This window comes from Streptococcus infantis (assembly GCF_047460875.1).
In the GTDB taxonomy this organism is placed as follows: Bacteria; Bacillota; Bacilli; order Lactobacillales; family Streptococcaceae; genus Streptococcus; species Streptococcus infantis_AA.
The window spans coordinates 196,493-212,784 of sequence record NZ_JASHFI010000002.1 but is presented as its reverse complement, the minus strand read 5'-3'; the positions used below and the strand labels follow the sequence as shown (position 1 = coordinate 212,784).

8 protein-coding genes are annotated in these 16,292 nt (G+C 40.2%); all 8 read left to right on the top strand.

What is annotated here, in order from left to right; genetic code table 11:
- Nucleotides 1-300 precede the first annotated feature (300 nt).
- Nucleotides 301-864, top strand: coding sequence for a TIGR01440 family protein (locus QM887_RS02965; protein ID WP_414270408.1), 564 nt, complete (start codon nt 301-303; stop codon nt 862-864).
- Nucleotide 865: 1 nt separating this feature from the next.
- Nucleotides 866-6,994 (top strand): ZmpA/ZmpB/ZmpC family metallo-endopeptidase, encoded by a 6,129-nt coding sequence (locus QM887_RS02960; protein WP_414270407.1) that lies wholly within the window; start codon nt 866-868, stop codon nt 6,992-6,994.
- A gap of 157 nt (nt 6,995-7,151) precedes the next feature.
- Nucleotides 7,152-7,712 carry a redoxin family protein gene (locus QM887_RS02955; protein ID WP_373114572.1) on the top strand — a complete coding sequence of 187 codons (561 nt, stop codon included), beginning with the start codon at nt 7,152-7,154 and terminating at the stop codon, nt 7,710-7,712.
- 9 nt (nt 7,713-7,721) lie between these two features.
- A complete protein-coding gene (gene msrB / locus QM887_RS02950) occupies nt 7,722-8,837 on the top strand; it encodes a peptide-methionine (R)-S-oxide reductase MsrB (RefSeq protein ID WP_414270405.1) in 1,116 nt (371 codons plus the stop codon).
- A gap of 277 nt (nt 8,838-9,114) precedes the next feature.
- Nucleotides 9,115-9,606, top strand: coding sequence for a hypothetical protein (locus tag QM887_RS02945; RefSeq protein ID WP_414270404.1), 492 nt, complete (start codon nt 9,115-9,117; stop codon nt 9,604-9,606).
- A gap of 67 nt (nt 9,607-9,673) precedes the next feature.
- A complete protein-coding gene (locus QM887_RS02940; protein ID WP_414270402.1) occupies nt 9,674-10,150 on the top strand; it encodes a DUF2975 domain-containing protein in 477 nt (158 codons plus the stop codon).
- Nucleotides 10,151-10,167: 17 nt separating this feature from the next.
- Entirely contained in the window at nt 10,168-10,371 is a 204-nt protein-coding gene (locus QM887_RS02935) for a helix-turn-helix domain-containing protein (RefSeq protein ID WP_004252288.1), read from the top strand.
- Between the two features lie 121 nt (nt 10,372-10,492).
- Nucleotides 10,493-16,174, top strand: coding sequence for an SIALI-17 repeat-containing surface protein (locus QM887_RS02930; RefSeq protein WP_414270401.1), 5,682 nt, complete (start codon nt 10,493-10,495; stop codon nt 16,172-16,174).
- The last annotated feature ends 118 nt before the right edge of the window (nt 16,175-16,292 follow it).

Here is a 16,292-nt window from a genome sequence, read left to right as displayed (position 1 = left end):
CTTTAATAGAAGAAATGGGGTAGAATGGTAGAAGTTGCTTTTCGGTAGTTTAGAATCGAATCAACTGACAAATCTTTTAGATATACATGTTGTTAAATCAACTATTTTACTAAACTATTATATTTTTTTTGTTTTCAAGATGGTGTTTTATGTTGTCTTGGGAAGTGAAAAAGATTAGAATCAGTTTTTGAAAAAAGCCCTCATATAGTTTTTGAATCCTAGCAAATGGACCCTATCTTTTCCAATCTTGCTAAAATTGATGAAAAACGATATGATAGAATGAAAAAAGCGAGGTGAAAAATGGACCAAAGACGGATTCAAACAGAAACACAGCAGATACTTGAAGATGTTTTAGACAAGGCTTCTTTACAGGAAGGTGCACTATTTGTCTTAGGTTTGTCTTCGAGTGAAGTACTGGGAGGACACATTGGCAAAGATTCGAGTCAGGAGATTGGTGAGCTAATCGTCAAGACAATGTTGGAGCTGTTGACGGCTAAGGGGATTCACCTAGCTGTTCAAGGTTGTGAACATGTCAATCGCGCTCTAGTTGTCGAAAGGGAAGTGGCTATAAAATTTCAGTTGGAAATTGTAAGTGTACTCCCGACCTTACATGCAGGAGGTTCTGGTCAATTGGCCGCCTTTTGCTATATGAATGATCCTGTGGAGGTCGAATTTATCAGGGCAGATGCTGGTTTGGACATTGGAGATACTGCTATTGGGATGCATATCAAACATGTTCAGGTACCCATTCGACCAGTCCTAAGAGAGATTGGTCATGCTCATGTAACGGCACTTGCAAGCCGACCAAAACTCATTGGAGGGGCGCGTGCTCAATATCCAATAGATCACATTAGAAAGATTTAAAATGAAAAACAGAAAAATGCAGTTTGATAAAGTCATCAAATACTCTATTCGGAAGTTCTCAGTTGGTGTAGGTTCTGCAGTTATCGGGACATTTCTTTTGGGAGCGAACAACTTTTTAGTTGAAACTGTTGCAGCTAACGAAGTAGCGACACCTAGCCAAGTTCATTACCGTTATTTGGCTGAACAAGAATTGACAGAAGCAGAAAAGGCTTTGATCCATCGCGAACTTCCTTCAGATTTAAAGCAAGATGATGTTGTCTATCTTGTTTACAGAAAAAAGGAAGTGAATTCTCAACAATTGCCGAACACTGGAAGCAAGGAGTTGGCCCTAGCAACTCTTGGTTTTGCAACAGCGTCTTTGGTTGTCGTTGTGATGTCTAAAAAACACCGCAATAAAATGTTGGGTCTTCTCTTTATTGGAGCGCTAGGAGGTAGTTACTTTATCCCTCAGTCAGCTCAAGCCTTTGAGAATAAAATCTTGGTGTCCTACAACCAAACGATTGCTGCAAGTAGTCAAGAGGACTTGGCAAAAGGTGTCATTCAAATCGAAGGATATGAATACGTTGGTTACTTTAAAGCATCAGACTTCCAAGACCAACCAGAGCAAATTGCTACTGCTAAAGGAACTCAGGAAAAAGGTCACGAAGGTGAATCTCTGGTTCAACCAGAATTGCCAGCTTACACAGGAGAGATTAGTACTAAAGGAACTCAAGAATCAGGCCATGAAGGTGAATCTTTGGTTCAGCCAGAATTGCCAGCCTACACAGGAGAGATTAGTGTCAAAGGGACCCAAGAAGAGGGTCACGAAGGTGAGTCTCTGATTCAACCAGAACTGCCAGCTTACACAGGTGAGATTAGCGCTAAAGGCACTCAAGAAGAGGGTCACCAAGGTGAATCTTTGGTTCAGCCAGAAGCTCCAGCCTACACAGGCGAGATTACAGCAAAAGGGACCCAAGAAGAGGGCCACCAAGGCGAAGCCTTAGTTCAACCAGAAGCTCCGGTTTATAAACCTGAAGAAACTGCTAAAGGAACTCAGGAAAAAGGTCACGAAGGTGAATCTCTAGTTCAACCAGCATTGCCAGCTTACACAGGTGAAATTAGCGCTAAAGGGACTCAAGAAGAAGGTCACGAAGGTGAATCTCTAGTTCAACCAGAAGAACCAGCCTACACAGGTGAGATTACAGCAAAAGGAAGCCAAGAAGCAGGTCACGAAGGTGAATCTTTAGTTCAACCAGAAAACTCAGCCTACACAGGCGAGATTAGTGCTAAAGGAACTCAAGAAAAAGGCCACCAAGGCGAAGCTTTAGTTCAGTCAGAAAACCCCGCCTACACAGGCCAAATCACAGCTAAAGGAACTCAAAAAGAAGGCCACGAAGGTGAGTCCTTAGTTCAACCAGAGTTGCCAGCCTACACAGGCGAGCTTAGCGCTAAAGGAACTCAAGAAGTAGGTCACGAAGGTGACTCCTTAGTTCAGCCAGAATTACCAGCTTACACAGGTGAGATCAGTGCTAAAGGCACGCAAGAAGCAGGTCACGAAGGTGAATCTCTAGTTCAACCAGAGTTACCAGAGTACGAAGTAGCTGAAGCAACTGTCACAGAAACTGAAACTGTAGAAGTTCCATATACAAGAGAGTATGTAACTGACGATACTCGCTACACTGATGAAGAAACAGTAATTCAAAATGGTCAAGCCGGAAGTCAGCTAATTCACCGTGTCTATAAGACTGTCAATGGTCAAAAAGTTGGGGACCCAATCAGCACGAGTACAGAAACAGTTAAGGCTCCAGTAAATGAAAAAATTAGTCGTGGTACCAAGTCTATTGAAGGTCAAGTTGAAGAAGTTTCATTTGAAGAAATTCCTTTCGAGACAAGAACAGAAGTAGACAGCACTCTTCCGAAGGGAACAGAAGTTGTTGCTCAAGCTGGTCAAAACGGTAAGAAAAAGATTACCAAAGTTTATAAGACTCTTAAAGGAGTGAAAACTGCAGATGCTCCAACGATTTCAGAGGAAGTTGTTGAAGCTGCGCAAGATCGTCTCATTAAGAAAGGTGATCAAATCCTGACTGCGCCAACCTTGACACTTACTCAAATTGATAAAGAAGAGTTAGAGCGTAGTGCCAAGGCTCGTTACCAATTGGTCAAACCAACAGGTGTAACCATTAAATCTCTTGAAGTTGTTTTGAAAGATGGAGACACTAGCCTTCAAACAGTCAATATGTCTGAAGGAGACCTGACTGCAAATCTTACAAACTTGAAGTATTACAAGGACTACAAGATTGCGACCAAGATGGTTTACGATCGTGGAAATGGGAACGAAGAAGTAGTTCTCACGGAAGAACCACTAAGACTCGACCTCAAAAAAGTCGAAGTCAAAAATATTAAGGAAACAAGCCTTATCAGTGTTGATGATCAAGGTGTAGAAACTGATCATAGTCTATTGTCAGCTAAACCATCAGATGTTAAACCTTATTACTTGAAAGTGACAACTCATGATAACAAGGTGACAAAACTTGCTGTTGATAAGATTGAAGAAGTCACAGTTGATGGTAAAGCATTGTTCAAAGTCACTGCTAAAGCACCAGACCTAGTCCAACGTAACGCAGATAATCAGTTTACAGAGGAATATGTCCATTACTTTGCTAAACCAAAAGCCCATGAAGGTGACGTTTACTACGATTTCAATGACCTTGTAAAAGCAATGCAGGACAATCCTACTGGTACCTTTAAGCTTGGTAGCAGTATGAATGCAAGTAACGTGAACCCCGCTGGCAAGTCTTATGTAACCAATGCCTTCAAGGGAACATTGGAAAGTACAGAAGGTAATAAATTTGCCATCCATAACATTACGAGACCATTGTTTGGTAACATTGAAGGTGGTACTGTCAAGAATCTCTTGCTTGAAAATGTCAATATTGACATGTCAGGATTTGATCGAGTAGCACCAATCGCAAATGTTATCAAAAATAATGCAACTGTCGAAAATGTTAAAGTAACAGGTAATGTTATCGGGGGCAACGATGTAGCTGGTATTATCAATAAAATTGATGGTAGTGGTAAGGTAAGTAATGTTGCCTTTATCGGTAAAATTCACGCTGCTGGAAACAAAGGTTGGTATTTAGCAGGTGTTCTAGGTGAAAACTGGAAAGGTATCGTAGAAAAAGCCTATGTTGATGCTGAAATTACTGGTAACAAGGCAAAAGCTGCAGGATTAGTTTATTCTTCTCAAAATGGTGGAGATAACAATACACTAGGAAGAGAAGGTGTTCTCAGAAATTCAGTTGCTAAAGGTTCTATCGAGCTGAAAGAAGCTGTTCAATCAGGTGGCTTGCTGGGTACGAACTGGGCCTTGGGTGCTATTGAAGATAACATCACCATGATGAAAGTCAAAACAGGTGAGATGGTCTTTGGTCACTCGGATATTGATGCCGATGATTATTTCACCTATTCAAGAACAAAACGTAACTTCAGTGTTGAGGGGGTAAGTGAGGGTAATAAATCTTACAACAATTCTCGCAAGATTCCTAGCATCTCACAAGAAGAAGCTGACAAGAAGATTGAAGCAATGGGAATCACTGCTGATAAATTTGAAAGCACGAAACCTGTTGAAGACAAACTCAATAACATTGTCAATAAAGCTGATCAATACAAAACAATCGATGGTTACGACGCTTCTCGTGAACTTGCCTACCGTAATATCGAAAAATTGCAACCATTCTACAATAAAGAGTGGATCGTAGACCAAGGAAACAAATTGGCTGCTGGTAGTCCTCTCTTGACTAAGGAAGTCTTGTCCGTTACTGCTATGAAGGGCAATGCCTTTGTAACAGAATTGGCTGATGCTGACCACATTTTGGTGCACTATTCTGATAAGACCAAAGACATCTTTACTGTTTCGCTGAAAGAATCTAAGGTCAAACAAGTGAAAGAGTACAGCATTGCTGAACTTGGAGAAGTTGTTTACACGCCTAATATTGTTGACAAAGACCGTAGCGATCTTATCAATGCTATCGTTGAAAAATTAAGTCCAGTTGAATTACAATCAGATCCTATCTACACACACCTAGGTAGAACGGGACCAAATAAAGTCAATGCTATAAAAGATCTTTACCTGGAAGAAAGCTTCAAAGAAGTTAAGGATAATCTGGCTAAATTTGTGAAACAGTTGCTTGAAAATGAGGATCATCAATTAAACACAGATGAAGCTGCTAAACGTGCCTTGATCAAGAAGATTGATGACAACAAGGCTGCTGTTCTTCTTGGTTTGTCATACCTCAATCGTTATTATGGAGTTAAGTTTGATAACTTTAATATCAAGCAACTTATGTTGTTCAAACCAGACTTCTACGGTAAAAATGTAAGTGTGTTAGACTTCTTGATTAAGATTGGTTCTAAAGAAAGTAACATTAAAGGTGATAGAACTTTAGAAGCTTATCGCGAAACTATCGGTGGAGTTATCGGTATCAGCGAGTTAAATAGTTTCTTAGACTATAATATGCGTCTATTCACAAATGATACAAACTTGAACGATTGGTTTATCAAAGCTACCAAAGACAATGTTTATATCGTTGAACCAGCAACAACAACTCCTGAGTTTGCTGATAAGAAACACAGAGCCTATGAAGGATTAAACAACGATATGCACGGTAAGATGATCTTGCCACTCTTGAACTTGAAAGATGCTCATATGTTCTTGATTTCAACTTACAATACAATGGCTTATAGTTCATTTGAGAAATATGGTAAGTATACTGAAGCAGAACGAAATGCTTTCAAAGCTGAAATTGATAAGGTTGCAAAAGGGCAACAGAATTATCTAGACTTCTGGTCACGTCTAGCAACTGACAAGGTTCGTAATCAACTCTTGAAGAGCAATAACATGGTTCCAACCCCTGTTTTAGATAACCAAAACTATAAAGATATTAGTACTGATAAATATGGTCACACTAATAGCGGTAAAGATGTTGCTCCTATTCGTGAATTATACGGACCTACAGGACGTTACCATGCAACAGACTGGCGTATGGGAGCGGTAGCTCGTGTTTATACCAATCCATATAAAGATGACTCTGTCTTCTTTATGGTGACGGACATGATTAGTGATTTTGGAGTTTCTGCCTTTACTCACGAAACGACTCACGTTAATGACCGAATGGTTTATCTAGGTGGCTCAAGACACCGTGAAGGAACAGATCTTGAAGCATTTGCACAAGGAATGTTGCAAACTCCATCAGTATCAAATCCAAATGGTGAATACAAAGCCCTAGGTCTTAACATGGCTTATGAACGTCCAAATGATGGAAATCAATGGTATAACACCAATCCAAATGATCTGAAGTCACGTGACGAAATTGATCGTTACATGAAGGGCTACAACGACACCCTCATGCTTCTGGATTACCTGGAAGGAGAGGCTGTTCTCGATAAAGCAAATCAAGATTTAAACAACGCTTGGTTCAAGAAGGTTGATAAGCAATATCGAGGAAATAACACCAAGAACCAATTCGACAAGGTTCGATCTTTAAGTGATGAGGAGAAAGCTATTCCTTTACGTACAGTAGATGACTTAATTACGAACAACTTCATGACCAACCGTGGTCCAGGTAACAGAGTTTATAATCCTACTGACTTTGATTCTGCTTATGTGAATGTTCCAATGATGACTGGTATCTATGGTGGTAATACAAGTGAAGGTGCTCCAGGAGCGATGTCATTTAAACACAATACCTTCAGAATTTGGGGTTACTATGGTTATGAAAAAGGCTTCTTAAACTATGCTTCTAACATGCTAAAAGCCGAATCTAAAAAAGCTGGTAAAAATACTCTAGGTGATGACTTCATCATTAACAAGATTTCTGAAGGAAAATTCAACAATCTTGAAGATTGGAAGAAAGCTTACTTCAATGAAGTTGTAACAAGTGCCAAAAATGGAATTCAATCTATTGAAATCGATGGTGAAACATACAATAGCTATGAAGACTTGAAACGTGCATTTGCTGAAGCAGTTGATAAAGATAAGGCTACTCTAAGTAACGGATCTGTCAAATTTGATAACACCGTATCACTTAAAGAAAAACTCTTTAAGAAACTTCTTCAACAAACAGATAGCTTTAAAACTTCTATCTTTAAATAATCCAAAACTCTCATCTGCATAGCAGGTGGGAGTTTTTTGTAATTAAGAAGCTTAATGATTTTCCAAACAGATTTTAAGTATTTTTAGCAAGGTAGGTATATAATAGAACTACAAAGTAAATATCTATATTCATATGATAACGAGGAAGGTGATGAAGATGAAAAAATGGCAAGCAACTGTATTGGTCTGCGCTAGTCTGGTCTGTCTATCAGCTTGTAAAAATCAGATGGAGAGCCAAGCTGATAAGCAAAATGGAGACAAAAATGCACAAGTTAGCTCTCAAATGGCAAAACAAGGGGAAGCAGTTCCAGACTTTGAGCTTATGGGAGTTGATGGTAAAACCTATCGTCTATCAGATTATAAAGGCAAAAAAGTCTATCTCAAATTTTGGGCATCTTGGTGCTCTATTTGTCTAGCTAGTTTACCTGATACCGATGAGCTTGCAAAAGAAGCAAGTGATGACTATGTCATCTTGACAGTGGTTTCTCCTGGTCAAAAAGGAGAGCAAGCAGAAGAAGCCTTTAAAAAATGGTATCAGGGTTTGGACTATAAAGATTTACCAGTATTGCTAGACCCTTCGGGACAACTTTTAGCGAGTTACGGAGTTCGTTCTTATCCGACTCAGGCTTTTATTGATAAAGAAGGTAAACTAGTTAAGACCCAGCCAGGCTTTATGGATAAGGATACTATTTTACAGATGCTAAAAAACATAGATTAGAGGCTCATCATGAATGATAAATTAAAAATAATTGTATTCATAGGAATCATCATTTGCATTATTATTGGAATGTTATTCCTTTTGGAAAAAAGAAACGCTGTCTACACCGATACCTCTCAAATTGAGAAGGCAGCTGTTATCCAAGGTCAAGGTGCTAAGAAAAGAACGGAGCCAGATAAAGAAGCTGACCTACATGATATCTATCTAGCGGGAGGCTGTTTCTGGGGAGTTGAAGAGTATTTTTCTCGAGTGGCAGGTGTGACAGATGCTGTTTCTGGCTATGCGAATGGGAGAGGAGAAACAACCCAGTATGAATTGATCGGCCAAACCGGGCATGCTGAGACTGTTCATGTGACCTACGATGCCAATCAAATCTCTCTAAAAGAAATCTTGCTCCATTATTTCCGCATTATCAATCCGACTAGTAAAAATAAGCAGGGCAATGATGTGGGAACTCAGTACAGAACGGGAGTCTACTATAAGGATGAGCAGGACCTAGAAGTCATCAATCAAGTTTTTGAACAAGTTGCTCAGAAGTACGACCAGCCTCTAGCGGTTGAAAAAGAAGCCTTAGCTAATTTTATAGTGGCTGAGGACTACCACCAAGACTATCTCCAGAAAAATCCTAATGGCTATTGCCATATCAATGTCAATCAAGCAGCCTATCCTGTTATTGATGCGAGTAAATATCCAAAACCGAGTGACGATGAATTGAAAAAACTCCTCTCTCCTGAGGAGTATGCAGTGACTCAAAACGGTCAAACAGAACGTGCCTTTTCAAATCGTTACTGGGATAAATTTGAAGCAGGAATTTATGTGGATGTGGCAACTGGAGAACCTCTCTTTTCTTCGAAAGATAAATTTGAATCTGGTTGTGGTTGGCCTAGTTTTACCCAGCCGATCAGTCCAGATGTTGCGACCTACAAGGAAGACAAGTCATATAATATGGTCAGAACAGAAGTCAGAAGTAGAACAGGGGATTCTCACCTAGGGCATGTCTTTACAGACGGGCCTAAGGATAAGGGAGGGCTACGATACTGTATCAATAGTCTATCCATCCGTTTTATTCCCAAGGATCAAATGGAAGAAAAGGGTTATGGTTATTTGTTAGATTATGTTGAGTGATCTTGAGATTATTAAAAAGTGTTTACTAAAAATGTTTTAATTCATATTTGATTTTTTTAGAAGTGTTGACTTTAATATTTGAAGTCTAATTGCTCTTAAATAAAGATATTTTTAAATAAAAGAAAAAAATTATCAAAAAACGATAAAAAAGTGTTGCATTTCAAAAAAATTATGCTATACTAGATATATCGAAAAACGATAATAAGTTTTCGACTAGTAACAAAAAGAGCTCATTTGTTGCTACAACTAAAAATATTTTATAAAAGAGGAAATCATCATGAAAAATACTACATCAACTAAAATCGTAAACTTTACTAAATCACTTGTTACATTAGGCTCTAATTTCGGTATCGTTACCCTCAGTTTCTTTAGTATTGCTTCCTTAGTTCTTCTCATTGGTCAATTTGATATCAGCCAACTAATGCCCGAAGGTGGGGAGGTAACAAGGTCAGGCTACGAAGCGTGGGGAGGGGTTAATGCCTTTGTTCTAACCTTTGTTGCTGGTAATACACTTCTGACTTATGGCCTTATCAAATTAAAACAGTTTGCTAAGAACTTTAAAGAAAGTGATCTTTTTGAAAATACAACCATTTCATTCTTGAAAAAGGGTGCAGTTTTAATGACTGTAGTAGGAGCAATCCAAGGTATTACAGAACTAATTTTGAATCCTGCCCACATCATTTTTAACTTCTCAATTGCAGCCTTCTTATTCATTGCTAGCTTGGTACTTACTTCAATCAAAAATCAATTTTCAGATAAAGTAGCATAAGACATGCACGTAACACTTACTAATATTGTATAATATAGTAGAGATTAGAAACGAGGTTTTGAAATTAATGTCTAAGAAAAATTCCTACTTACCATTTGCTTTAGGTTTTATTAATATCCTACTTTTTATCTTGGGAGTGTCTTTAGTTATATCCATCCTTTTAACAATTTTCAATGTAACTGAGATTAACCTCTTTAACCTTGGGACTATTTCCTTAAAACCTGATATGGTAAATACTTCAATACTAGTGAGTGCTTTGTCCTTTATCAATAGCTTTATCATTCTGTTTGTACTATTCTGTGTTAGACAGTTCTTCCAAAATATTATTCATGAACAGATTTTTACAAGTCATAATGTCAAACTTGCTAATCGTATTTCTCTTTCTCTCTTTATTGCCTCATTTCTAGGAGATGGGATTTTGACACTCAATGGTTATTCATTTCTAAATATAACTTTCATGGTTACTGCTCTCGTTGTTTGGACAATTGGTAAAGTCCTTGAAAAAGCAAACGAAATTGCAGAAGAAAATGAGTTTACAATTTAGAGAAAGGAGACTATCACATGATTGTTATTAATCTAGATGTCGAATTAGCAAAGAAAAAAATGCGTTCAGGAGATTTAGCAGAACGTGTAGGTATTACTCCCGCAAATCTTTCAATACTGAAAACAGGTAAGGCCAAAGCTATACGTTTTTCAACGCTAGAAGCCATTTGTAAAGAACTTGGGTGCCAACCTGGTGATATATTGGAATATGTGCCAGATTAAAAAGTGGTTCAGCATGAGCTGATCCGCTTTTTTATTTAAAAAATATCAATTTATCTCGAAAATATTTTGTAAAAAAATCAACAAAATATTATAATAAGATTATGAAAACGGAATAAAGGAGATGTCTCTAAAGACAATTGATAAAACTGATATGGAAGATGGAAAAAAATTACAAAAATTTGCCATTCGCAAACTGAGCATGGGAGTGGGCTCGGTATTGATTGGACTTGCCTTCGTTGGAGGAACACTTGAACCAAAACTGGTTCAAGCTGATGAAACCAAGCAAGTTTCCTTTCACTATTTAGCGGAATCGGAGTTGACAGCTGCTGAACGTGAACTCATTCACCATGAATTACCACAAGATCTTAGTCAAGAGAGCTATTATCTAGTCTATCGAAAGCAGGGACAAGCCGTCTTACCTCAAACAGGATCAGTCACCTTCCCCTTGGCTGGTCTTGGTCTTCTGACGGCTAGTTTGGTGGTTTTCCTATTTTCTAGGAAAAAGCCTTCTAAGATAGTTGGAGTGTTATTGATTGCTTCTGTAGGTAAGAGCTTATTACTACCTTATCAAGTATTTGCTTTTGAACACAAGTACTTACTAGCTTATGATCAGACTAAAACTCTTGTGTCTGCTGATGGCTTATCTCAAGGGATTATTGACATAAAAGGCTATGACTATGTCGGTTATTTATTCGAGTCGGATTTAAGAGGAACAGGCCAAGATCTAACGTCTAGTGGAAATCCAGAAATTCCTGCAAAGCCAGTAAATCAAGCAGCCATTCATGAAATTTCCGAATTTACAGGTGGCGTATCTGGCCAATCCTTAGTCGAACCAGCTAAGCCAACATTTGAAGGTGGCGTCAATGGCCCAGGAGCAGTAGCTGAAGCCTTGCCAGAGTATACACCAGAATTTAGTAGTCAAAGTGGCATCCCAGAAGTTCACGACAAACCAGACTTTACAGGAGGCGTATCCGGCGACTCCTTGGTTGAGCCAACAAAACCAACATTTGAAGGAGGAGTCAATGGCCCAGGTACAGTAGCTGAAGCCTTGCCAGAGTATACCCCAGAATTGAGTAGTCAAAGTGGCATCCCAGAAGTCCACGACAAACCAGACTTTACAGGAGGCGTATCCGGCGAATCCTTGGTTGAGCCGTCAAAACCAACATTTGAAGGTGGAGTCAATGGCCTAGGTACAGTAGCTGAAGCTTTACCAGAGTATAAACCAGAATTTAGCAGTCAAAGTGGCGTGCCAGAAGTCCATGACAAACCAGACTTTACAGGTGGCGTATCCGGCGAATCCTTAGTCGAGCCGTCAAAACCAACCTTTGAAGGTGGAGTCAATGGCCAAGGTACAGTAACTGAAGCTTTGCCTGAGTATAAACAAGAATTTAGCAGTCAAAGTGGCATCCCAGAAATCCATGACAAATCAGACTTTACAGGTGGTGTATCCGGCGAATCCTTAGTTGAGTCGTCAAAACCAGCATTTGAAGGTGGAGTCAATGGCCCAGGTACAGTAGCTGAAGCCTTACCAGATTATACCCCAGAATTTAGCAGTCAAAGTGGCATCCCAGAAGTCCATGACAAAGAAGACTTTACAGGTGGCGTATCCGGCGAATCCTTGGTTGAGCCAACGAAACCAACATTTGAAGGTGGAGTCAATGGCCCAGGTGCAGTAGCCGAAAGCTTACCAGAGTATACCCCAGAGTTTAGCAGTCAAAGTGGCATCCCAGAAGTCCACGCCAAACCAGACTTTACAGGTGGCGTATCCGGCGACTCCTTGGTTGAACCGGTTAAGCCGGCATTTGAAGGTGGAGTCAATGGCCCAGGTACAGTAGCTGAAGCCTTACCAGAGTACACACCAGAATCGAGTAGTCAAAGTGGCGTGCCAGAAGTCCACGCCAAACCAGACTTTACAGGCGGAGTATCCGGCGAATCCTTGGTTGAGCCGTCAAAACCAACATTTGAAGGTGGAGTCAATGGCCCAGGTACAGTAGCTGAATCCTTACCAGAGTATACCCCAGAATTGAGTAGTCAAAGTGGCGTCCCAGAAGTCCATGACAAATCAGACTTTACAGGTGGAGTATCTGGCGACTCCTTGGTTGAACCGGTTAAGCCGGCATTTGAAGGTGGTGTTAATGGTCCAGGAGCAGTAGCTGAATCCTTGCCAGAGTATACCCCAGAATTGAGTAGTCAAAGTGGTGTGCCAGAAGTCCACGCCAAACCAGACTTCACAGGCGGTGTATCAGGCGACTCCTTGGTTGAGCCATCTAGACCAACATTTGAAGGTGGAGTTAATGGCCAAGGTACAGTATCCGAATCCTTGCCAGATTATGAAGGTGGTGCAATTCCAGTTGATACTCTGAAACAGGAAATCCCTAGCTATAGTGGTGGTGTGAATGCTACTGAAGCGCTGATTCAGGATACAAATCCGGCTTTACATATTGAAGTCCGAAAAGAGTTGATTCCTAAACAAACTAGGGAAAAGATTGATCCAGACATGCTTGTCGGTGAAACAAGAATCGAGCAAGTCGGTCAAGATGGTGAGAAAGAGATTGTTACCAGCTATGAGGAAAAAGATGGGAAACGTATCTCAGAACTCAAAGAAACAACACGGATTTTAACAGAAGCTAAAGATCAGATTATCGTCCGTGGTAGTAAGAAAAAGGTAGAGATAAAACCTGTACCAGTTCTAACTCTTTCTACTATTACTGGAAATTCGATGGGCCGTTCAGCTCGCTTAAGCTATAACTTGGACAAGGCAGATGGCGTTACCGTTTCAAAAATCAGTGCCACTATCAAAGCCAAGGGGCTAGAGGAACAGACTCTTGACTTGACGAGTGATCAACTGGAAGCAACAGTTGATAATCTAAAACTCTACACGGACTACACTATTTCTACAAAGATGGTATACAATCGTGGTAAGGGTGAGGAGAGCACTCTGCTCGAGGACCAAAATCTCCGTCTAGAGCTTAAAAAGCTAGAAATAAAAGATATCAAGGAAACAAGCCTTATCAAGGTTGAAAATGGCAGAGAGACTGAGATTCAACAATTGGCGGAAGCACCAAGGAATTTGGAAAACTACTATCTCAAGGTCAGCTCTAAAGATCATAAGACCAGCCGTTTAGCCATCAAGTCTATTCAAACTGAGAGAATAAACGGAAAAGAGTACTACAAGGTAACTGCTGAGGCAACTGACTTGATTCAACGAAATGCTCAGAAAACCTTTGAAGCAGGCTATAGCTATTACCTGGCTAAGTCAAGTACAGATTCAGCTACTATTGCTGGTGTAAAAGAGTACACTTATAAGGATATACAAGATTATGATAGTCGCCATGATCAAGCTTATCGCAACCTTGAAAAATTACAGCCTTTCTACAATAAAGAATGGATCGTTAATCAAGGAAATAAACTGGATCTTGATCATAATCTAACCAAGAAAGAGGTAGTCTCTGTTATTGCTATGAAGGGACAAGATTTTGTGACGGATCTGTCAGTGGCAGATCATATCATGGTTCATTATGCAGATCAGACCAAGGATGTATTTGCGATTAGTGCTCAGAATTCTGGCTTGACTGCTGTTAAGGAATATAAGATTGCCGACTTGGATCTGCTTTATACTCCAGATATGCTGGTTAAGGACCGTTCAGCCCTAGCCAAGGACCTGACCTCAATCTTGAAAACAGTGGACTTACAGTCTGATGGAGTTTATCAAGTTCTAGATGATCAAACCACCAACCTTGATAAGAAGGTTGAGGCAGTGAAGAACTGGTATCTGGAAGAAAGTTTTGCAGAGGTCAAAGCGCAGCTGGGAACTCTGGTTGATAAGTTGCTTACCAATCTGGACTACCAGTGGAACGATTCACCTGCTAGCAGGGCTTCCTTGAAGAAAAAAGTTCAGGATCATCAGTCTGCTATCATGCTGGGACTTGCTTATCTTAATCGCTATTATGGTATCCGATTTGCGGATTACAATCTGAAAGAACTCATGCTCTTTAAACCAGATTTTTATGGGCAAAATGTGGATATCTTGGATCGATTGATTGAACTTGGTTCAAGAGAGAACAACCTAAAAGGTGACCAGACTCATGAAACTTTTGCTAGAGTTCTAGCCAAGGATACAAAATCTGAAGATTTACATGCCTTCTTAGACTACAACAGACAGTTATTGACGACTGACAAGGATATGAATGACTGGTTTGTGAATGCCACCAAGGGCCATGTCTACATAGCAGAGCGAGCTTCGAAGAATCAAGAAATTGCAAATCGGAAGCATCGGGCTTATGACAATCTTAATAACTGGTTGCATCGCAATATGATTCTGCCTTTGTTGAATGTCAAGAAGGCACAGATGTTCCTGATTTCCAACTACAATACCATTACCTTCGGATCAGCTGATAAATCTGGCAAAACCATAGACCAGATGAAAGCTGACATTGACCTAGTAGCGGACCGTCAGTTGACTTACTTGGACTTTTGGTATCGACTTGCCGCTGATGATGTCAAAGACCGTATGGTTAAGAGTGACTTTAATGTAGCTACACCAGTTTGGGAAGGCTATCGCGTTGATGGACGTGGCTGGGTAGAGCGTTATGGACATACTAGTGGTATGGCAGACTATGCGCCAATTCGTGAGGTATTTGGACCAGCAGGTCGCTACTATAAAGACAATAAGCTAGGAGCCTATGCCTCTATCTATCCTAAGATCAATGCCAGAGATGCTGTTCATTTTGTGGAAATAGACATGATCAGTGAGTATGGCTTGTCTGTCTACACCCATGAGACAACGCACGTCAACGATCGTATTGTCTATCTGGGGGGATACAAGCATCGTGAAGGAACCTATGTAGAAGCCTATGCTCAGGGGATGCTCCAGTCACCGGCTGAGGAAGGCCATCAGGGTGAATATGGCGCCCTCGGTATCAATATGGCTTACATGCGACCAAATGATGGGGATCAATGGTACAATCCAGATCCAACCAAGTTGCAAACACGCCAGCAGATTGACCACTACATGAAAGGTTATAATGAGGCCTTGATGCTTCTAGATTATCTGGAAGGGGAACGAGTCCTCGCTAAGAATGATCTGGCTTTGAAGAAGGCTTGGTTCAGCAAGATGACCAAGCAAATGCGTCATCAGGACCAAGATAATAAACTCCTTGCTCCTAACCAGTGGGACTATGTCCGTCCATTGACGGATGAGGAAGCCAAGACTCAGCTAAATTCTGTAGATGACCTAATCAAACATAACATCATCACCAATAGGCATTATCAGGGAACTTACAGACCAGAAGAACTCAAGACAGCTTATGTCAACGTCAAGATGGTAGATGCTATCTACGGTGGAAATACAAGTCAGGGAGCTCCTGGAGCCATCTCCTTCAAACATAATGCCTTCCGTATGTGGGGTTATTATGGTTACGAAAATGGTTTCCTAGGCTATGCTTCTAATAAATACAAGGATGAGGCCTTAAGCGAGGGACGTGACACCCTTGGAGATGATTTCATTATCCAGAAGGTTTCGAAAGGCAAGTTCCAGAACTTGGAAGAATGGAAGAAGGCTTGGTTTGACGCTATTATTGCCAAGGCAAAACGAGGAATCCATAGTTTTGAAATTGATGGTCAGCAAATTGATTCTTATGAGAAATTGCAAGATTTGTTTGACCAAGCAGTAGAAACGGATTACCGAAACTTCAAGTATGGAGGCTCAGTTGCCAATTATACAGTAGCTCTGAAGAAAAAAGTCTTCCAAAAACTATTGCAGGTGACAGATGCATTTTCATCTGAACTCTTTCCTAAAGGATAGATAAAAAATCGGTGTGATAAAAGAGAATGCTATGTTCAGATTTTCTTAGAAAGTGACATCTACTTTATCATTCTCAAAGAATAAAATTGCCAGATCTCCCGTTGGGGTCTGGCTTTTA